Origin of the sequence: Pseudomonas sp. B21128, from assembly GCF_044218865.1 — a bacterium.
GTDB lineage: Bacteria > Pseudomonadota > Gammaproteobacteria > Pseudomonadales > Pseudomonadaceae > Aquipseudomonas > Aquipseudomonas iridis.
In genome coordinates, this window is record NZ_CP162590.1 from 542,906 (window position 1) to 562,917 (window position 20,012).

The 20,012-nt window shown below is 60.5% G+C and carries 20 protein-coding genes; 13 read left to right on the top strand and 7 right to left on the bottom strand.

Going from position 1 to position 20,012, the window contains the following annotated elements; all coding sequences use genetic code 11:
* Positions 1-200 precede the first annotated feature (200 nt).
* The 11 genes from urtA to ureC all read left to right on the top strand — a co-directional run bounded on the left by urtA (position 201) and on the right by ureC (position 10,819).
* Complete coding sequence (gene urtA / locus AB4P91_RS02380) at positions 201-1,466, top strand: urea ABC transporter substrate-binding protein (protein ID WP_150594084.1); 1,266 nt, start codon at positions 201-203, stop codon at positions 1,464-1,466.
* A gap of 236 nt (positions 1,467-1,702) precedes the next feature.
* Positions 1,703-3,205 (top strand): urea ABC transporter permease subunit UrtB, encoded by a 1,503-nt coding sequence (gene urtB / locus AB4P91_RS02385; protein WP_150594083.1) that lies wholly within the window; start codon positions 1,703-1,705, stop codon positions 3,203-3,205.
* A complete protein-coding gene (urtC, locus tag AB4P91_RS02390) occupies positions 3,205-4,284 on the top strand; it encodes an urea ABC transporter permease subunit UrtC (RefSeq protein WP_047299523.1) in 1,080 nt (359 codons plus the stop codon). Before urtB ends, urtC begins: the two co-directional genes overlap by 1 nt.
* Positions 4,281-5,150 carry an urea ABC transporter ATP-binding protein UrtD gene (gene urtD / locus AB4P91_RS02395; RefSeq protein WP_395604258.1) on the top strand — a complete coding sequence of 290 codons (870 nt, stop codon included), beginning with the start codon at positions 4,281-4,283 and terminating at the stop codon, positions 5,148-5,150. Before urtC ends, urtD begins: the two co-directional genes overlap by 4 nt.
* 140 nt (positions 5,151-5,290) lie before the next feature.
* Complete coding sequence (gene urtE, locus AB4P91_RS02400) at positions 5,291-5,989, top strand: urea ABC transporter ATP-binding subunit UrtE (RefSeq protein WP_047299522.1); 699 nt, start codon at positions 5,291-5,293, stop codon at positions 5,987-5,989.
* Between the two features lie 43 nt (positions 5,990-6,032).
* A complete protein-coding gene (locus tag AB4P91_RS02405; protein ID WP_150687539.1) occupies positions 6,033-6,872 on the top strand; it encodes an urease accessory protein UreD in 840 nt (279 codons plus the stop codon).
* A gap of 433 nt (positions 6,873-7,305) precedes the next feature.
* Positions 7,306-7,608, top strand: coding sequence for an urease subunit gamma (gene ureA, locus AB4P91_RS02410; RefSeq protein ID WP_042557443.1), 303 nt, complete (start codon positions 7,306-7,308; stop codon positions 7,606-7,608).
* Positions 7,609-7,617: 9 nt separating this feature from the next.
* Positions 7,618-8,151 carry a GNAT family N-acetyltransferase gene (locus AB4P91_RS02415; RefSeq protein ID WP_395604259.1) on the top strand — a complete coding sequence of 178 codons (534 nt, stop codon included), beginning with the start codon at positions 7,618-7,620 and terminating at the stop codon, positions 8,149-8,151.
* A gap of 5 nt (positions 8,152-8,156) precedes the next feature.
* Positions 8,157-8,690 (top strand): GNAT family N-acetyltransferase, encoded by a 534-nt coding sequence (locus tag AB4P91_RS02420; protein ID WP_395604260.1) that lies wholly within the window; start codon positions 8,157-8,159, stop codon positions 8,688-8,690.
* On the top strand, positions 8,690-8,995 hold the full coding sequence (locus AB4P91_RS02425; protein WP_150594078.1) for an urease subunit beta: 306 nt from the start codon (positions 8,690-8,692) through the stop codon (positions 8,993-8,995). The genes AB4P91_RS02420 and AB4P91_RS02425 overlap by 1 nt, the downstream gene beginning before the upstream one ends.
* A gap of 123 nt (positions 8,996-9,118) precedes the next feature.
* Entirely contained in the window at positions 9,119-10,819 is a 1,701-nt protein-coding gene (gene ureC / locus AB4P91_RS02430) for an urease subunit alpha (protein WP_150596094.1), read from the top strand.
* A 69-nt stretch (positions 10,820-10,888) separates the two neighbouring features.
* On the opposite strand, the gene AB4P91_RS02435 is transcribed toward ureC, so the two are convergent.
* The 3 genes from AB4P91_RS02435 to AB4P91_RS02445 form a co-directional block, all read right to left on the bottom strand.
* A complete protein-coding gene (locus AB4P91_RS02435; RefSeq protein ID WP_395604261.1) occupies positions 10,889-12,214 on the bottom strand; it encodes a hypothetical protein in 1,326 nt (441 codons plus the stop codon).
* A 218-nt stretch (positions 12,215-12,432) separates the two neighbouring features.
* Entirely contained in the window at positions 12,433-12,738 is a 306-nt protein-coding gene (locus AB4P91_RS02440; RefSeq protein ID WP_042557437.1) for a chaperone modulator CbpM, read from the bottom strand.
* 23 nt (positions 12,739-12,761) lie between these two features.
* Positions 12,762-13,712 (bottom strand): DnaJ C-terminal domain-containing protein, encoded by a 951-nt coding sequence (locus tag AB4P91_RS02445; RefSeq protein WP_150594076.1) that lies wholly within the window; start codon positions 13,710-13,712, stop codon positions 12,762-12,764.
* Between the two features lie 292 nt (positions 13,713-14,004).
* On the opposite strand from AB4P91_RS02445, the gene AB4P91_RS02450 reads away from it, so the two are divergent.
* On the top strand, positions 14,005-15,273 hold the full coding sequence (locus AB4P91_RS02450) for an Hsp70 family protein (protein ID WP_042557435.1): 1,269 nt from the start codon (positions 14,005-14,007) through the stop codon (positions 15,271-15,273).
* 102 nt (positions 15,274-15,375) lie between these two features.
* Here the strand turns inward: AB4P91_RS02450 and AB4P91_RS02455 are convergent, their stop codons facing one another.
* From AB4P91_RS02455 to AB4P91_RS02465, 3 genes are all read right to left on the bottom strand, one after another.
* Positions 15,376-16,389 carry an AI-2E family transporter gene (locus AB4P91_RS02455; protein ID WP_042557434.1) on the bottom strand — a complete coding sequence of 338 codons (1,014 nt, stop codon included), beginning with the start codon at positions 16,387-16,389 and terminating at the stop codon, positions 15,376-15,378.
* A 296-nt stretch (positions 16,390-16,685) separates the two neighbouring features.
* Entirely contained in the window at positions 16,686-16,991 is a 306-nt protein-coding gene (locus AB4P91_RS02460; RefSeq protein WP_042557433.1) for a PsiF family protein, read from the bottom strand.
* Positions 16,992-17,054: 63 nt separating this feature from the next.
* Positions 17,055-17,849 (bottom strand): AraC family transcriptional regulator, encoded by a 795-nt coding sequence (locus AB4P91_RS02465; RefSeq protein WP_395604262.1) that lies wholly within the window; start codon positions 17,847-17,849, stop codon positions 17,055-17,057.
* A gap of 96 nt (positions 17,850-17,945) precedes the next feature.
* On the opposite strand from AB4P91_RS02465, the gene AB4P91_RS02470 reads away from it, so the two are divergent.
* Positions 17,946-18,833: a DMT family transporter gene (locus tag AB4P91_RS02470; protein WP_395604263.1), complete on the top strand. Its 888-nt coding sequence runs from the start codon at positions 17,946-17,948 to the stop codon at positions 18,831-18,833.
* A 122-nt stretch (positions 18,834-18,955) separates the two neighbouring features.
* Here the strand turns inward: AB4P91_RS02470 and AB4P91_RS02475 are convergent, their stop codons facing one another.
* Positions 18,956-19,834 carry a triacylglycerol lipase gene (locus tag AB4P91_RS02475; protein WP_150594073.1) on the bottom strand — a complete coding sequence of 293 codons (879 nt, stop codon included), beginning with the start codon at positions 19,832-19,834 and terminating at the stop codon, positions 18,956-18,958.
* Positions 19,835-20,012: the final 178 nt, after the last annotated feature.

Here is a 20,012-nt window from a genome sequence, read left to right on the forward strand (position 1 = left end):
GAAATCGCGCCCCAATCTGGCGCGCACGCCTGCACCGACGCGCCCTGGGCGTTCGTTCATGGTGCATGCCGCCCGTGCCCAAGCGCTCTAACACGACATTTCCCTGCCCAAACCCGACCGGGCACAGCCCTTGCAAAACACCCTTCAGTCGTCCGCATCTGCCAACCATAAAAAACTTTAACGTTCATGGAGATCGCACAATGAAGCGTCGCAGTTTGATCAAGGCTTTCACACTCACGGCATCCATTGCCGCGATGGGCATGACCTGGACTGTCCAGGCAGCCGAGACCATCAAGGTCGGGATTCTGCATTCGTTGTCCGGCACCATGGCGATCTCCGAAACGTCGCTCAAAGACATGGCGCTGATGACCATCGACGAGATCAACGCCAAGGGCGGCGTGAACGGCAAAATGCTTGAGCCGGTGGTGGTCGACCCGGCCTCGAACTGGCCGCTGTTCGCGGAAAAGGGCCGGCAGTTGCTGACTCAGGACAAGGTTGCTGTGGTGTTCGGCTGCTGGACCTCGGTGTCGCGTAAATCGGTGCTGCCGGTGTTCGAAGAACTCAACGGCCTGCTGTTCTACCCGGTGCAATACGAAGGCGAAGAGATGTCGCCGAACGTGTTCTACACCGGCGCCGCGCCGAACCAGCAGGCCATCCCCGCTGTTGAATATCTGATGAGCGAAGAAGGTGGCAGCGCCAAGCGCTACTTCCTGCTCGGCACTGACTACGTCTACCCGCGCACCACCAACAAAATCCTGCGTTCGTTCCTGCATTCCAAAGGCGTCGCCGACAAGGACATCGAAGAGGTCTACACCCCGTTCGGTCACAGCGACTATCAAACCATTGTTGCCAACATCAAGAAGTTCTCGGCCGGCGGCAAGACTGCGGTGATCTCGACCGTCAACGGCGACTCCAACGTGCCCTTCTATAAAGAACTGGCCAACCAGGGCCTGAAAGCCACCGACGTTCCGGTGGTGGCGTTCTCGGTGGGCGAAGAAGAGTTGCGCGGTATCGACACCAAACCGCTGGTGGGCAACCTCGCCGCGTGGAACTACTTCGAGTCGGTGGATAACCCGGCGAACAAGAAATTCGTCGCCGACTGGAAAGCCTACGCGAAGAAACACAACCTGCCGGGCGCTGACAAAGCGGTCACCAACGACCCGATGGAAGCCACTTACGTCGGCATCCACATGTGGGCGCAGGCCGCAGAGAAAGCCAAATCCACCGACGTCGACAAAGTCCGCGAAGCCCTCGCCGGCCAGACATTTGCCGCACCGTCGGGCTACACCCTGACCATGGACAAGACCAATCACCACCTGCACAAACCGGTGATGATCGGCGAGATTCAGGCCGACGGCCAGTTCAACGTGGTGTGGCAGACCGAGGGGCCGATTCGGGCGCAGCCGTGGAGTCCGTTTATCGATGGCAACGACAAGAAGCCGGATTATGCGGTGAAGAGCAACTGAGTCCGACTTGAGCTTTGAGGTGGGGCGGAAATCTTTTCCCCCTCACCCCAACCCTCCCGAAACGTCGGACCGCCCCCAAGGGGGCGAGGGGGAAAGGGAGCTGATCTTCATGCTTTTCAAAGCTTGAGTTCGACTCGAATTCGCAGGTCGCAGCACAGCGTCCAAACACCTCGCTCAGTCCCCTCTCCCTCCGGGAGAGGGTTAGGGTGAGGGGGCGGTTGAACAGGACACCACTAATGCCCACTGCCATATACCGCTTGTTTCTGGCCATCGCACTGCTCTTGCCGATGGCTGCATTTGCCGGTGACACCGAAGACTTCGTCGCCGCCAATCCCATGCAACAAGCCAGACTGCTGGAAACCTGGGCTGCGCAGCCCGACCCGGCCCGTATCGAACTGATCAACGCGCTGCAACAAGGCGAGTTGACCATCGACGGCCAACCGAAAACCCTGCGCCTGAACAATCGCCTGCGGGGTCTGATCGACACCGCTCTGGCCAGCCACCAATTGCTCGCCGCCGACGCCAAAATCCGTCTGGGCGCCGCGCAGCAATTGCAGAAAAGCGCCAAACCGGCGCAGCTGAAATTCCTCGACCAGCAACTGGCTGGCGAAAAAGATGAAAGTGTCCACGCGGCCCTGAGCCTGGCGCTGGCCAATCTGCAACTGGTCGACAGTGATCCGGCAGTGCGACTCGCCGCAGTGCGTCTGCTCGGTGAAACCGGCGACCCACTGGCCCGCACGCGCCTCGAAGGTTTGCTCGAACCCGGCGTCGAAACCGATGCCAGCGTGCGCACCGCCGCCGAAACCAGCCTCGCCCAGGTCAAACGCAAACTGCTGATCGGCGAAGTGCTCGGGCAGGCGTTCAGCGGCATGTCGCTGGGTTCGATTCTGCTGCTTGCGGCGTTGGGTCTGGCGATCACGTTCGGCCTGCTCGGCGTGATCAACATGGCCCACGGCGAGATGCTGATGCTCGGCGCCTACTCGACGTATGTGGTGCAGTTGATGTTCCAGCGCTACGCCCCGCAGGCCATCGAGTTCTATCCGCTGATCGCACTGCCGGTGGCATTTTTCGTCACTGCCGCCATTGGCATGGCGCTGGAGCGCACGGTGATTCGTCACCTCTACGGCCGACCGCTGGAAACCCTGCTCGCCACCTGGGGCATCAGCCTGATGCTGATTCAGTTGGTGCGTTTGCTGTTCGGTGCGCAGAACGTCGAAGTGGCCAACCCCGAGTGGCTGTCCGGCGGGATTCAGGTGCTGCCCAATCTGGTGCTGCCGTACAACCGCATCGTCATCATCGCTTTCGCGTTGTTTGTGGTTGTCCTCACCTGGCTGCTGCTGAACAAGACACGCCTGGGCCTCAACGTTCGCGCGGTCACGCAGAACCGCAACATGGCCGCCTGCTGCGGCGTGCCCACCGGTCGCGTCGACATGCTCGCCTTCGGCCTCGGTTCCGGCATCGCCGGACTCGGCGGTGTGGCGCTGAGCCAGATCGGCAACGTCGGCCCGGACCTGGGCCAGAGCTACATCATCGACTCGTTCCTGGTGGTGGTGCTCGGCGGTGTTGGCCAGTTGGCCGGTAGCGTACTCGCGGCATTCGGCCTGGGCATCGCCAACAAGATTCTTGAACCGCAGATCGGTGCGGTGCTCGGCAAGATCCTGATCCTCGCGTTGATCATTCTGTTCATCCAGAAACGTCCGCAAGGCCTCTTCGCATTGAAAGGACGGGTGATCGACTGATGAACCAGCCCCTGCTCGTTACGGCCACGCAAAAGGCCGGCCCGAAAATCACGCTGGCGGTGGGTGGTGTGATCCTCGCACTGCTGATCGCCCTGCCGCTGCTGTCACTGTTATCGCCGGATAACGCGCTGCACGTCTCGGCGTACACCCTGACGCTGGTCGGCAAAATCCTCTGCTACGCCATCGTCGCTCTCGCGCTGGATCTGGTCTGGGGGTACGCCGGTTTGCTGTCGCTGGGCCACGGCCTGTTCTTCGCCCTCGGCGGTTATGCGATGGGCATGTACCTGATGCGTCAGGCAGCCGGCGATGGCCTGCCGGCGTTCATGACCTTCCTGTCGTGGAGCGAATTGCCGTGGTACTGGACCGGCACCAGCAGCTTCCTCTGGGCCATGTGTCTGGTGGTGCTGGCGCCGGGATTGCTGGCGCTGGTGTTCGGCTTTTTTGCCTTCCGCTCGCGGATCAAAGGCGTGTATTTCTCGATCATGACCCAGGCCCTGACCTTCGCCGGCATGCTCCTGTTTTTCCGCAACGAGACCGGGTTTGGTGGCAACAACGGCTTCACCAATTTCCGCACGATTCTGGGTTTCGGCATCACTGAACCGGGCACCCGCGCGGTGCTGTTTCTGGCGACGGTCTTGTTGCTGGTGGCGAGTCTGTTTATCGGCTGGCGCCTGGCGCGCAGCAAGTTCGGTCGGGTGCTCACCGCGCTGCGCGATGCGGAAAACCGTCTGATGTTCTGCGGCTATGACCCCCGCGGTTTCAAGCTGTTTGTCTGGGTATTGAGCGCGGTGCTGTGCGGCTTGGCCGGTGCGTTGTACGTGCCGCAGGTCGGGATCATCAACCCGAGCGAAATGTCGCCGACCAACTCGATTGAAGCGGCAGTGTGGGTCGCCCTCGGCGGACGCGGCACCTTGATCGGCCCGTTGCTGGGCGCTGGCGTGGTCAATGGCATGAAGAGCTGGTTCACCGTGGCGTTCCCTGAATACTGGCTGTTCTTCCTCGGTGCGCTGTTCATCATCGTGACCCTGTATTTGCCCAAAGGCGTGATCGGTCTGCTGAAAAAACGAGGTGAATCATGAGAGTCACAGCCAGCGCAGAATTCATGCTTGAACCCGCCTTCTTTCCCGTCGAGCCGAACAAGGACGCCGGCACCAGCCGCGATTCCATCGGCCTCGGCCAACGCGTCGGCCCGGGCCTCGATACCCGTCACGGCACGATTCTGACCCTGGAAGACATCAGCGTCAGCTTCGATGGCTTTCGCGCACTGAACAATCTCAACCTGTACATCGGCGTCGGCGAATTGCGCTGCATCATCGGCCCCAACGGCGCAGGCAAAACCACGCTGATGGACGTGATCACCGGCAAGACCCGTCCCAGCCACGGCAAAGCCTGGTTCGGCGAAACCCTGGACCTGACGCAGATGAGCGAGGTGCAGATCGCTCAGGCCGGCATCGGTCGCAAGTTTCAGAAACCTACGGTGTTCGAAGCGCTGAGCGTGTTTGAAAACCTTGAGCTGGCGCAGAAAACCGACAAATCGGTGTGGGCCAGTTTGCGTGCGCGTCTGAGTGGCGAGCAGAAAGACCGGATCAGCGAAGTCCTCGACACCATTCGCCTGACCACCTCGGTCAACCGTCAGGCCGGGTTGTTGTCCCACGGGCAGAAGCAGTTTCTGGAAATCGGCATGTTGCTGATGCAGGACCCGCCACTGTTGTTGCTCGATGAGCCGGTGGCGGGCATGACCGATGCCGAAACCGAGTTCACGGCAGAACTGTTCAAGCGCCTGGCCGGCAAGCATTCGCTGATGGTGGTGGAGCATGACATGGGGTTTGTCGGCTCGATTGCCGACCACGTGACGGTGTTGCACCAGGGTAGCGTGCTGGCGGAGGGGTCGCTGGAGCAGGTGCAGGAAAACGAGCGGGTGATCGAGGTTTACCTCGGCCGCTGAACCTTGCAAATACAAAACCTGTGGGAGCCGGCTTGCCAGCGATGAGGCCGGCACATCCAGCATCGATGGCGACTGAACCACCGAAATCGCTGGCAAGCCAGCTCCCACAGGGCTCTGTGTGGAACAGAAGGAATTTGGACATGCTGCAAGTCGAAAAGCTGCACCAGTATTACGGCGGTAGTCACATCCTGCGTGGCCTGAGCTTTGACGTGAAGGTCGGCGAAGTTACCTGCCTGCTCGGGCGCAACGGCGTGGGCAAGACCACGCTGCTCAAATGCCTGATGGGCCTGCTGCCGGCGAAAGAAGGCGCGGTCAATTGGGAAGGCAAACCCATCACCACGTTCAAACCGCACCAACGGGTCCACGCCGGAATTGCCTATGTGCCCCAGGGTCGCGAGATTTTCGGCCGGCTGACGGTGGAAGAAAATCTGCTGATGGGCCTCTCGCGGTTTCCCGGCAGCGAAGCGAAGGAAGTCCCTGCGTTCATCTACGAACTGTTTCCGGTGCTGCTGCAGATGAAACAGCGTCGCGGCGGCGACTTGTCCGGCGGTCAGCAACAGCAGCTTGCCATCGGCAGAGCACTGGCCAGCCGTCCGCGCCTGCTGATCCTCGACGAGCCCACCGAAGGCATTCAGCCGTCGGTGATCAAGGAGATCGGTGCGGTGATCAAGAAGCTGGCGGCGCGGGGCGACATGGCGATTTTGCTGGTCGAGCAGTTCTACGATTTCGCCGCGGAGTTGGCCGATCAGTACCTGGTGATGTCCCGGGGCGAGATCGTGCAACAGGGTCGCGGCGAAAATATGGAGGCCGAAGGTGTGCGCGGGCTAGTCACGATTTAACGATACGATCTAACCTGTAGCTTCCTAATGATAATTACAAACCATGAATTTACCCATTTCCACTGCCCTGTTTACCCCGAGCTGGCACGCTGAGCTGGAGCTGGCCTACGCGCGCTTCGGCGATTGCACGCGCCCGGTCATGCGCCGTCACCTCGGCCCGCTGCGAGTGCAAAAGCATCTGTACGCCGAAGGTCCTGAAGTGTGCCAACACATCATCGTCCACCCGCCCGGCGGGATCGCCGGCGGCGATCGGCTGGACATCAGCGCGCGCGTCGAACAGCACGCCTGGGCGCAGATCACCAGCCCCGGCGCGGCCAAGTGGTACCGCGCGGCAGGCCCTGCGTATCAGCAGCTGGATTTGAAGGTGGCTGCCGGGGCGACGCTGGAATGGTTACCGCAAGAGACCATCGTCTACAGCGCCGCGCAGGCTGAACTGACGACGTCGATTGATCTTGAAGGCGATGCGCGGTTGTTCTACTGGGACGTGGTCGCGCTGGGTCGTCCGGCCAGTGGCGAGCGCTTTGATCTGGGCCATTTTCAGAGTCATCTGGATATTCGTCGTGATGGTCGATTGCTCTGGCATGAACGTCAGCGCATTGTCGGCGGGGACGGTTTGCTCGATTCGCCGATCGGGTTGGACGGGCAACCGGTGTTTGCGACGTTGCTGGTCACCGGCGAAATTGATGCTGAACTGCTGGAGCGCTGCCGCTCGTTGGGCCATGAGGTGCGCGGTGACCTGACCCAACTGCCGGGGCTGGTGGTTGCCCGTTGTCTGGCCAGTGAAGCGTTGTTGGCGCGGGCCTGGTTGGTTGATTTATGGCGGTTGCTGCGACCGGTGCTGCTGGGACGTGAGGCTGTCGCGCCAAGAATATGGAGCACTTGAAAAGCCACCCTCACCCCCAGCCCTCTCGCGGAGGGAGAGGGAGCCTGACCGATGCGCTTGCTGGAAAAATTTCCGACTCAAGCATTCAACTGACTGAACCGGCCAGAACAAACAACCGAGATCAGTCCCCCCTCTGGAGGGAGAAAAGTCTGGCCGAGGCGAATGAAAGAGATTGGTTATTTCAAAGCATTCAACTGACTGGACCGGCCAGAACAAACAACCGAGATCAGTCCCCCTCTGGAGGGAGAAAAGTCTGGCCGAGGCGAATGAAAGAGATTGGTTATTTCAAAGCATTCAACTGACTGAACCGGCCAGAACAAACAACCGAGATCAGTCCCCTCTCCCTCGGGAGAGGGTTAGGGTGAGGGGCGGCTGCAACTGGCACGCCACTCACCGCAAGAACCACACAAATCTGCCCTGATGGATATCCACAATGGACCTGACCCCACGCGAAAAAGACAAGCTGCTGATCTTCACCGCCGGCCTCGTCGCCGAGCGGCGTTTGGCTCGCGGCGTGAAGCTCAACTACCCGGAAGCCATGGCCTACATCTCCGCAGCCCTGCTCGAAGGCGCCCGTGATGGCCGCACCGTGGCCGAGCTGATGCACTTCGGCACCACCCTGCTCAGCCGCGACCAAGTAATGGAAGGCATTCCGGAAATGATCCCGGAGATTCAGGTTGAGGCAACGTTCCCCGACGGCACCAAACTGGTCACCGTCCACCAACCGATTGTCTGAGGCCGCGCCATGACTTACGCCATTCGCGATGCCCTTCACGCCGACCTGCCGGCGATCCGCGATATCTACAACGACGCCGTGCTCAACACCACGGCGATCTGGAACGAATCGGCCGTCGACCTCGGCAACCGGCAAGCGTGGTTCGCCGCACGCCAGGCTCAGGCTTACCCGATCCTGGTGATCGTCGACAGCGACAACACAGTGCTCGGCTACGCTTCGTTCGGTGACTGGCGGCCCTTCGACGGCTTCCGCCACACCGTCGAGCATTCGGTTTACGTACGCAGCGACCAACGCGGCAACGGCCTCGGGCCGCACCTGATGACGGCACTGATCGAACGCGCAAAAACCTGCGGCAAACACGTCATGGTCGCCGCCATCGAAAGCGGCAACGCCGCCTCGATTAGATTGCACGAGCGCGCCGGTTTCATCGTCACCGGGCAGATGCCGCAAGTCGGTACCAAGTTCGGCCGCTGGCTGGACCTGACCTTCATGCAACTGACCCTCAACCCTGGCGCGGAGCCGCCTGCAGCCGACAAGGAGTGACACCGATGAACGCCGCCCAACTGCGCCGCGTCAATGCTGAAAGTTTTGCGCACTACCGTCAGGGTCTGATCGATCTGCTGCTTGATGCCGTGGGGTATGGCGCCAGTGTCGGCTTCATGGCCGACCTCGATGCCGCGCAGGCCCGCGCCTATTTCGATGAGGTGCAAGACAACGTCAACAAGGGCAGCGTGTTGCTTTGGGTGGTGGTCAACGACGAGCAAGTGCTGGCCAGTGTGCAGTTGGGCCTGTGCCAAAAGGCCAATGGTCTGAACCGCGCCGAAGTGCAGAAATTGTTGGTGCGCGAACACGCCCGTCGTCGCGGCCTCGGTCAGCAATTGATGAGTGCGCTGGAGCTCGAAGCGCGCAAGCACAAGCGCGGCATGCTCTACCTCGACACAGAAGCGGGTTCGCCGGCTGAAGATTTCTACAAAGCCCTGGGTTACACCCGCGCCGGGGCCATTCCCGACTACGCCTGCGACCCGCACGGCACGTATCGACCCACCACCCTTTATTACAAAATTCTGCAAGGAGCCCAGTGATGATTCCTGGCGAATACCAGATCCAGCCCGGCGACATTGAACTCAACGTCGGCCGCCGCACCGTCAGTCTGAAGGTCGCCAACAGCGGCGATCGGCCGATCCAGGTCGGCTCGCACTATCACTTTTTCGAAACCAACGACGCTCTGACGTTTGATCGTGCGGCCAGCCGTGGCATGCGCCTGAACATCGCGGCGGGCACGGCGGTGCGCTTTGAGCCGGGGCAGAGCCGGGAAGTCGAGCTGGTGGATTACGCCGGGCATCGGCGGGTGTTCGGTTTTGCCGGGCGGATCATGGGTGAACTCTAAAAAGGCAGCTTCAAGCTGCAAGCCGCAAGCTGCAAGAAAAAGCAGTCTTCTGGCGCTCGCACATTCGCTTTTACTTGAGGCTTGCAGCTTGAAGCTTGCAGCTCAGTTCCGAGGAACGAGGAAATGAAGATCTCCCGCCAAGCCTACGCCGACATGTTCGGCCCCACCGTCGGCGACAAGGTGCGCCTGGCCGACACCGAACTGTGGATCGAAGTCGAACGGGACTTCACCACCTACGGCGAAGAAGTGAAATTCGGTGGCGGTAAAGTCATCCGTGACGGTCAGGGCCAAAGCCAACTCCTGGCCGCCGAAGTCGTCGACACGCTGATCACCAACGCGCTGATCATCGATCACTGGGGCATCGTCAAGGCCGACGTCGGCCTCAAGGACGGGCGCATCGCCGCAATCGGCAAGGCCGGCAACCCGGACGTGCAGCCCGACGTGACCATCGCCATCGGCGCCAGCACCGAAGTCATTGCCGGTGAAGGCATGATCCTTACCGCGGGCGGCATCGACACGCACATCCACTTCATCTGCCCGCAGCAGATCGAAGAAGCGCTGATGAGTGGCGTCACCACCATGATCGGCGGCGGCACGGGCCCGGCCACCGGCACCAACGCCACGACCTGCACTTCCGGGCCGTGGCACCTGGCGCGCATGCTTCAGGCCGCCGACGCGTTCCCGATGAACATCGGCCTCACTGGCAAGGGCAACGCCAGCCTGCCGGAGCCGTTGATCGAGCAGGTCAAGGCCGGCGCCATCGGCCTCAAGCTGCACGAAGACTGGGGCACCACCCCGGCCAGCATCGATAACTGCCTGAACGTCGCCGATCAGTACGACGTGCAGGTGGCGATCCACACCGACACGCTCAACGAATCCGGTTTTGTCGAAACCACCCTCGGTGCGTTCAAGGGCCGCACCATTCACACCTATCACACCGAAGGTGCCGGTGGCGGCCATGCGCCGGACATCATCAAGGCCTGCGGTTTCGCCAACGTGCTGCCCAGCTCGACCAATCCGACCCGACCGTTCACTCGCAATACCATCGACGAACACCTCGACATGCTGATGGTCTGCCACCACCTCGACCCAAGCATTGCCGAAGACGTGGCGTTCGCCGAGAGCCGCATTCGCCGCGAAACCATTGCCGCCGAAGACATTCTCCACGACCTCGGCGCGTTCTCGATGATCAGCTCCGACAGCCAGGCCATGGGGCGCGTCGGCGAAGTCATCACGCGCACCTGGCAGACTGCCGACAAGATGAAAAAGCAGCGTGGCCCGCTGCCACAGGACGGCGCGGGCAACGACAACTTCCGCGCCAAACGCTACATCGCCAAATACACGATCAACCCGGCGATCACCCATGGCATCAGCCATGAGGTGGGCTCCATTGAAGTGGGGAAATGGGCGGATCTGGTGCTTTGGCGTCCGGCGTTTTTCGGCGTGAAACCGACGTTGATTCTCAAGGGCGGCGCCATTGCGGCCAGCCTGATGGGCGACGCCAACGCCTCGATTCCGACACCGCAACCCGTGCACTACCGGCCGATGTTCGCCAGTTATGGTGGCTCGCTGCACGCCACCAGCATGACGTTTATCAGTCAGGCGGCACAGGAAGCCGGCTTGCCGGAACAACTGGGATTGAAGAAGAAAATCGCAGTGGTCAAAGGTTGCCGCGATGTGCAGAAAACCGATTTGATCCACAACGATTACTTGCCGAACATCGATGTCGATCCGCAGACCTATCAGGTCAAGGCCGACGGTGTGTTGCTGTGGTGTGAACCCGCAGAAACGCTGCCGATGGCGCAGCGTTACTTTCTGTTCTGATCGCGACCTGTCTTCGGGAGGTGGAAAGCTCGACACCTCCCCAAGCACATGGCGCGCCTTGGTCGCTCGTTATGGGAAGAGCAGCTTCATCGCTTCATCAGAGTAGTTGTAGTCCCAGCGCAATTCCGTTCCGGCCGCAATATCCTGCGTCGCAAAGAATGCATTCAATGAGTATTTGTTGCGGTTCGGTTTGTCCCCCATCAACAGATCAGCCTCGACAGTGAAGCCGACCACCTGGAGGTTATAACCATCGCCCGCCTGCGCCACGGGCTTGCCAGCGGCATCGTAAATAAAACAGGTGTTGATTCTGGAGATGATGTTGTCCCCGGCGACATGCATTCGGGGAATGGCTACGCTGGCCTTAAGCGTATTGTCGGAGACAGACATGGCGAATGTCAGCTCGTTGGGCTGCAGGAACCGTCCGGGGCGTAATGTGCCGCCGTAAACACCGATCAACTCGCCATTGGCGATGCGCCTGTTGGCAACCACCATGGATTGTCCGATCAGCGCAGCCTCGCCGGGGACCTTTACATCCGCTTCGGTGAACCGCCGCCACTGCAACTTTTCTTCGTACAACCTGGCGACCTGCTCATATCCCTGAAACTTGATATAGGGCTTGATCTGCTCGGACGTGTAGCGCTCGCCTGATTCCAGAACAACTTCGCGCTCAAGCTTGCGAATGCGCACAGGCCTGCCAAAACGGTCTCTGAGCGGGTACTTGCCGTTGTTGACGCGGTCGTAGGAACCCAACGTGTTGATGTCGGCGGAATAGTGCTCTTCGCGCCTCATGGCCACCAGTTCGCGTTCGGTGAAGTGCGCGATCGGCATCGATTCGGAAGCCAGCTCGAACTCGTCATCAGATCGACCTGTATCAGTCTCACTGCGCGATCTGTTCGGTGCCGCCTCAGCTCGTTTCGGCGTGGAAGGGACCCAGAACTTGCTGACAGGGTCGAACACAAGCTCCGGACCTGAGGGAATCCGCTCACTCGGTTTCTTGGCGCGGTATCGCCCGGTTTGCGGGTCGACACCGATTTGCAGAACGCCGTCAGGCAAATCGACATACAGGCGGTCCTTGAACATCCGAAACCCTTGGGCATCCGCCTCGGGCAGGCCGAACTGCGCAATAACCGGTCGGTGACGCTCACCTAATGCAGCGACGGATTCGGTCGGTGGCGTAAAGAGCTCTGTGACCCGGATCGAAGCAGTCGCCGTCGGCAGGTCGGGGTCGACTGAGCCTGCTGCCGGCTCTCCGGAGGATGAGGAACGCAAGGGGTGCGATGAGCCGACGTCGACACGTAGCGGCGGTTCTGATCGCGAATGTGCATCGGTGGTCTGGGCGGGGCGAGGGTGTGCATCGGCCGAGCCGCTCGCTCGGCGGGAGGGTCTTTTGGGCATTGCTGTTCATCCTTGAAAGGTTATCGGGCGTCGTGGCCCGTCGAGGCGGCACCGGCAAAGCCGCAATGCACGTACTCAACGGTGGCACTGGCGCGCATATCCATATGCGCGGCGCCGACTTAATCACACCCGGATGAAAAAATGAAACCGAATAATCGATACTGAAAGTGGCCTGCTGACGGGAAATTACGCCCGCCCCTACCTGGGCCGCGATTCGATCATTCGACGACCAGTCGCCCCAACCGCTGCTTGAGCATGAGGTTCTCGGCGCGCAATTCTCGAACCTCTTCGAGCAGGTCAAGCGCCAGTGCGACGCCTTCCCACTCCAGATCGAGATCGCGCCGCAGCTTGGCGGCGCGTTTGGCCAAAGCCAGTTCGTAATCGGTGAAGCGCCACTCCCGGGGCTGCGCGCCCTGAGGTTCGAGGATGCCGTGTTCGACGATTTCGATCACGTAGACGTCCGACAAATCGGCCGCCTCACAGAATTCTGCCATGTCCAGTTGAACGATCAGGGGGCTGCTCATGATGGGCTACTCCGTCGTCGGGTTCAGAAGTTCTCTCGCGGATTGAAAGCGGCTTTCTTCGCCAGTTCCTGCCACAGTGCCTTGACCTCGTCGTCGGCGGTCTTTGGCATGACGGCTTTGAGCTGCACGAACAGATAACCACGCTCACCGGCCTTGTTTTTCAGACCATGGCCCTTGGCGCGCATGCGCTGGCCGTTCTGGCTGCCGGCCGGCACCTTGAGGTTGATCTTGCCGGTCAGGGTCGGCACGGCCACTTCGGCACCCAGCGCCAACTCCCACGGAGCCAACGGCAGCGTGATGATCAGGTTCTCGCCTTCGACATCAAATTTCGGGTGCGGCGCCAGACGAATGGTCAGGTACAGATCGCCACTCGCTCCACCCCCCACACCCGGCGCACCCTGGCCTTTGAGGCGAATGCGCTCGCCGTCGGTCACGCCCGCGGGGATCTTCACGTTCAGGCTTTTGGTGGTGTTGCTGACGTGCTGGCCCGCCGCATTGTATTGCGGCACCTGGAAGGTGACCTTTTTCGATTCGTTCGAAAGGGTTTCTTCGAGGAAGATCGGCAGTTCCATTTCCACGTCTTGCCCTCGGCGCCCTGCACTGCGTTGTTGCCGACCATCACCGCCACCGAAACCGGGGCCGCGATTGCCGAAGATCGAACTGAAGAAGTCCGAGAAGTCACCGGTGTCCTGACCGCCGCCGCCAAAACCGCCACGGCTCTGCCAGCCCGGTGGCCCCTGGAACGGCTGACCGTGCTGGCCGTAGCGGCGCAGCTCGTCGTATTCGGCGCGTTTGTCGGCGCTTTTCAGCGCTTCATAGGCTTCCGACGCGTCCTTGAATTTGGACTCGGCGTCTTTTTCCTTGCTGACATCGGGGTGGTACTTGCGCGCCAGCTTGCGATAGGCAGCCTTGATAGCCTTGTCGTCTGCTGTCGGCTCCACGCCGAGTATCTTGTAATAGTCTTTGAAGTCCATTGAAGGAATCACCATCCGTTATCGATTTCGCGCCCATGCCAGCATGCGCCGATTCGCGCGTGCCGGGTTGACCGATCTCAAGTTTGTGACCGGGTGGCGCTGCAGAAGTTTATCGGCAGTGGACGGCGGTTCTTGCGACCGCCGGTGTATCTGCCGGCCCATGCCAGCAAGTTTGGGGCAAAGCGGCGAGTTTCAAGCAAGATTAGTCATCAAATAGCAGATGACCGGCCTACGAATCTGCCGCGCACTGACATACACTGCGCGGCCGTTTTTTTGACCGGAACCGAAAGACATGAAAGACGCCTCTCCAGCCCGTGCCTGCGGCATCGACTTCGGCACGTCCAACTCCACCGTCGGCTGGCTGCGCCCCGGCATGGAAACGATGATCGCGCTGGAAGACGACAAGATCACCCTGCCGTCGGTGGTCTTCTTCAACTTCGAGGAGCGCCGCCCGGTGTACGGTCGCCTGGCGCTGCACGAGTACCTGGAAGGCTACGAAGGCCGCCTGATGCGCTCGCTGAAAAGCCTGCTCGGCTCCAAGCTGATCAAGCACGACACCAGCGTCCTCGGCACGGCGATGCCGTTCAAGGACCTGCTCGGCCTGTTCATCGGCCAATTGAAGAGCCGCGCCGAAACCGCCGCTGGTCGGGAATTCGAGCAAGTGGTGCTCGGCCGCCCGGTGTTTTTCGTCGATGACGATCCGCTGGCCGACCAGGAAGCCGAAGACACGTTGGTGGACGTGGCGAAAAAGATTGGTTTCAAAGACGTCTCGTTCCAGTACGAACCGATCGCTGCGGCCTTCGACTACGAGTCGACCATCGAAAAGGAAGAGCTGGTCCTGATCGTCGACATTGGCGGTGGTACATCCGACTTCTCGCTGGTCCGCCTGTCGCCCGAGCGTCGCGGTGTGGATAACCGCCACGACGACATCCTCGCCACCGGCGGCGTGCACATCGGCGGTACCGACTTCGACAAACAGCTGAGCCTGCAGGGCCTGATGCCGCTGTTCGGCTACGGCAGCCGCATGAAGAGCGGCGCCTACATGCCGACCAGCCACCACATGAACCTGGCGACCTGGCACACGATCAACTCGGTGTACTCGCAAAAATCGAGTCTGGCGCTGGGCAGCATGCGTTACGACATCGAAGACACGGGCGGCATTGACCGCTTGTTCAAGTTGATCGAACAACGCGCCGGGCACTGGCTGGCGATGGAAGTCGAGGAAACCAAGATCGAGCTGACCCACGCCGACAGCCGCCATGTGCCGCTGGACCGCATCGAAGCCGGGTTGAGCGTGGAACTGACGCGGGCGTTGTTTGAATCAGCGATCGATGCGCTGCTGGAGCGGGTGCGCGGCAGCGTCACGAATTTGCTGAACGACGCCAATGTGCGCGTCGATCAAGTCGATACGGTGTTCTTCACCGGTGGTTCCAGCGGCATCCCGGCGCTGCGCAACAGTGTTTCGGCGATGTTGCCGAATGCGCGACATGTCGAGGGGAACATCTTCGGCAGCATTGGCAGCGGTTTGGCGATTGAAGCCCGTAAACGGTATGGCGTTTAACGCCAGCTGCAAATTGCGAGCTTGAAGCTGCAAGCAGGATCAAAAGCGCATCTGCTTTTGCCCTTACTTGCAGCTTGCAGCTGAAAACTCGAAGCTGCCGTTTTAAACCATTCCGCCGAGCTTCAACTCACTCTTCAGATACGCATAATAAATCGGCCCCGCCACCACGCCGGGCAGGCCGAATGCGGCCTCGAATACCAGCATCGCCAGCAGCAACTCCCACGACTTGGCACTGATCTGCCCGCCGACAATGCGCGCGTTGAGGAAGTATTCGAGCTTGTGGATAAAAATCAGATAACCCAGTGCGGCCATCGCCACCCAGATCGACAGCGACAGGCCGACGATGGTGATCAGCGTGTTCGATATCAGATTGCCGATCACCGGCAACAGGCCGAGCAGGAAGGTCAGGACGATCAGGGTTTTGGTCAGCGGCAGATGAATGCCGAACAGCGGCAGGACCACCGCGAGGAAAATCCCGGTGAAAAACGTGTTCAGCAGAGAAATCTTGATCTGCGCGAAAACAATGTTGCGAAAGGCCTGAACCAGCAGGTGCAGACGGTCGAACAGCGCGGCCGCCAGCGGTTTGCGCTTGGTCACGTCCGGTATGCGCTGCAAGGCGATGATCGCGCCAAGCACCATGCCGATCAGCAACGTCACGAACATGTGCGCCGCGTCTTTGCCCACCAGTTGCAGATCGGACAGGTGTTTGCTCATCCATTCGCCGATGGCCACGCGAAACTCAGCGGCGCTGGCCGGCAAATAGGCGTCGATGAACGGCGGTAATTGCCCGCGCGCACGGTCGACCACGCCCATGAATTTGTCCAGAGAGGCGCCGGGATTTTCTGCCTCGTGCAGGAGGAAACTGATAGCCCCGGCGAAGAGCAGCGCCAGCGCACTGACCACCAGCGTACCGAGCAGTGCCACCGCCAGCCAACGGGCACGGCGGCCTTCGATCAGCCGTTGCAGTTGTGGGGTGAGCATGTTGACCAGCTCGAACACCAGCAACCCGGCCAGCAGGCTGGGCAGCAAGCGCAGCGGCAGGACGAGCAGCAACCCGCCGAAAATGATGATGCAACTGACCCAGAACACAACATGACGCTCAGAAAACGTTGGCATACAGCCTCAAAACGAACGGCGTTAAAGGATGGGCAGTCTGCCAGCGATCGAGGGGGAGCACTAGGGATATGCGGTGTATCGGATTCCGGTGCCCGACTGGAGATCCAGCCCTCACCCTAACCCTCTCCCAGAGGGAGAGGGGACCGATTGGGAGATGGCGAAGAACTCCGGCAACCAGAAAGGACTGCGTTGAATCCATAATCGACCGGATCTTGCAGGCCGATGCATGTACTGAAACAACGCGATCAGTCCCCTCTCCCTCCGGGAGAGGGTTAGGGTGAGGGCTGGCTGTCGCGCTATTTTTTCTTCAGGCACTCACTCATGAATGCCTTGCGCGCATCGCCGCTCAGGGCTTTGGTTTTCGCATCGGCGTTGCACGTGGTCATCTTCTGCTGCTGCGGGGTCAGGGCCTTGGCGTCATTGGCCGCTGGCGCTGCCTTGAGGCAAGTGCTCATGAAGGTTTTGCGCTCATCGCCTTTCAGACTCTTGGCGGTCGCATCGGCATTGCAGGTGGTCATTTTGTTCTGTTGCGCCGTGGCGGCGAAACCCTGGGAACACAGGAGCAAACCAATCATCAACAAAGGCACACGCAACATCTTCATGGAGTTTTCTCCTTGTCGCCGCTTCGAGGGAGGCGGCCTTCGCTGGAGTGTAGCCAAATCCTGTTACATCTTCCTGCCTTCCAGGTGGCTGCGGCGGTACTGCTCCGGCGTGCAACCGGCCTGCCGCGCGAACATGGCGATAAACGCCGAGCCGCTGCTGTAGCCGAGATCAAAAGCGATTTCCTGCACGCTGCGCGGCGTTTCCAGCGCTTCAATGGCCGCGAGATAACGCAGACGCTGGCGCCACTCACCGAAACTCATCCCCAGTTCTCGAACAAACTGCCGCGCCAACGTGCGCTCGCTGACATGCACCCGCAACGCCCAGTGCGCCAGCGGCTGGTTGTTGCCTGGCTCCGCTTGCAGGGTCTCAAGAATCGCCAGCAGTCCGGGGCTGCTTGCATACGGCAGATAACACTCATGCACCGGCGCCTGTTGCAGTTGATCGACCAGCACCTGAGCCAGACGTTGATCAGCCTCCCGTTCGGGAATCTTCACGTCACGAGCAGCGAAGTCCTTGAGGATTGCCTTGAGGATGTCGCTGATCGCCAATGTGCAGGCCCGCGTCGGCAGTTCGGTACAAACCTTGGGATCGAGACATACCGCCCGGTAATTGACCGGTTGATGACTGTAGAAACTGTGCTCGACCTGCGGTGGCACCCACACCGCGTATTGCGGTGGCGACATGAAACGACTGCCGTCGACGTCCATGTGCAACACCCCGTGAGCGGCGTACTCCAAAGTGCCCCACGGATGGCGGTGTGGCGCGGCAAACTCATGGGCGTTGAAATCGGCGTAACGGAAGTACACCGCTGACGGCAGTTCGCTGAAATCGAGCAGATTGATGTGTTTACTGTTCATGCTGTCCGCTTTCAGTGGCAGGTTGTCTGGTTCGAAGTATAGGGCTGTATCCAGACAGGGGATAATCACGTTTCATCAACGTACTGGTTTCAACGCATGCAATACGCTTTTCCCCTGCTGGCGATCTTTATCTGGGCCGGCAACACCGTGATCAACAAACTCGCGGTCGGCGCGATTTTCCCGGCCGAAATCGGTTTCTACCGCTGGCTGCTCGCCGGTTTGCTGTTCACCCCGTTCATGTTCAAACAAGTGATCGCGCATTGGCCGCAGATCCGCCCGAACCTGGGCAAGATTTTCGTCCTCGGCGTGCTCGGTATGGCGGTGTATCAAAGCCTCGCCTACTTCGCCGCGACCCTGACCACGGCAACCAACATGGGCATCATCCTGTCGCTGATGCCGTTGATGTCGCTGGCCATGGCAATCATCAGCCTCGGCCAGCGCCTGACTGCCGGTGCGTTGGTGGGGGCGGTGCTGTCGTTTGCCGGTGTGCTGGTGGTGGTGTCGTCGGGCAGCCTCGGCGCGTTGCTGCAACACGGCGTGAACCTGGGCGATGCGATGATGCTGATTGCCACGCTGGCCTATGCGATTTACAGCACGTTGCTGAAGAAATGGCAGCTGCGCCTGCCGCCGCTGGTGTTGCTGTACCTGCAGGTGCTGGTGGCGATTGTGGTGTTGTTTCCACTGTTTGCCGCCTCACCGAAAACCGGGCTGACGCTGCAGAATATTCCGCTGGTGTTGTATGCGTGCCTGCTGGCCTCGATGCTCGCGCCGTTGGCGTGGATGCAAGCGGTGATGCGCCTGGGGCCGAGCCGGACGACGTTGTTCTTCAACTTGCTGCCGTTGATTACCGCGCTGATTGCCGCGCTGGTGTTGAAGGAGCAACTGGCGATGTTTCACCTGGTGGGTGGTTTGCTGACGTTGGGCGGGGTGATTCTGTCCGAGCGCTGGACGACGGTGTTGGGCCGCAAACTCAGCGTTGCCTGATCTGGCCTCAATCGCTGGCAAGCCAGCTCCCACATTTTTCGGCGTCAGGCACAAGTTTTGTAACCACCCCGAATCAATGTGGGAGCTGGCTTGCCAGCGATGAACGATGACTCGGTTGTGAGTTAAAGCCCGGCAGCCTTCAGGCGCGCCGCATGCTCGACAAACAGCCGCACCGGATCCGCGCCCTTGCCCACCAGCCCCAGCGACTGGTTGACGATGTCGAAGTGATCCAGCGGATAGTCGTCGCCAATCACCGTGCCCAGATGCGAGCTGTAACGCCCGACCATCCCGTCGCACTGCCCCGGCTCACGGACAAAGGTTTTCGCAAACAACCGACAGCTGCGATTGGTCCCGTCGAACAAATTGCCGCCACGATCCGTCTTGCCCGGTTGCAACGTCCCTGACCACGAGTAATACCGCACGCCGTTGACCTCTTCCGGCCCGTGGCCGCCCCAGGTTTCAGGCAGGCCCTGTGGATAACGCTGATTGAACAGCGCCACGCCTTCAGTGGTCAGCGATTGATGCGAGGCGTGGATATCCACCGGCAGTTTAGGCCCGTGATAACCGGTATCCAGCAACGCCATCAGCCAGCCGACAACACGCAGCAGCACCACGAGGATACGACCCTTGGCGCTGTCTGCGGGGTAGTGTTTGTGCAGATAGTCGGCCAGTTCCGAACCATGATTGGGCCCGGCCACCGACGTGACCGACGCCACCAGATCCGGGCGTTTCGCTGCGGCGTAACGCGCCGTCAACGAGCCCTGACTGTGGCCAAACAGGTTGACCTTCTGCGCCCCGGTTTCGCGCAAAATCTCGTCGATGCGCGCGAGCAACTGCTCGCCACGCACCTCGGTCGAATTGAGTGGCGACACCTGCACCGCAATCACGGTTGCACCACCGCGGCGCAACGCCTGGATGATCCCGTACCAATATGGATAAATCACCAGCCGGATAAACCCGAGCATTCCCGGCACCAGCACCAATGGATAACGCGTCGACATGGGCAAACGTCCTTGTGGTCGGTGAGTGGATGCAAGGCGTGCAAAACGCCCGCCAAGCATCCGCTGTAATGATGACAACGCAGCGTCCAGCCTACTTCAGCCCTACACCCCCCGCCACAATCAGCCCAGCTGGAACGCCCTCGCGAGTTCGAGCAAGCGCTGCTCAGCCTCGGCCACC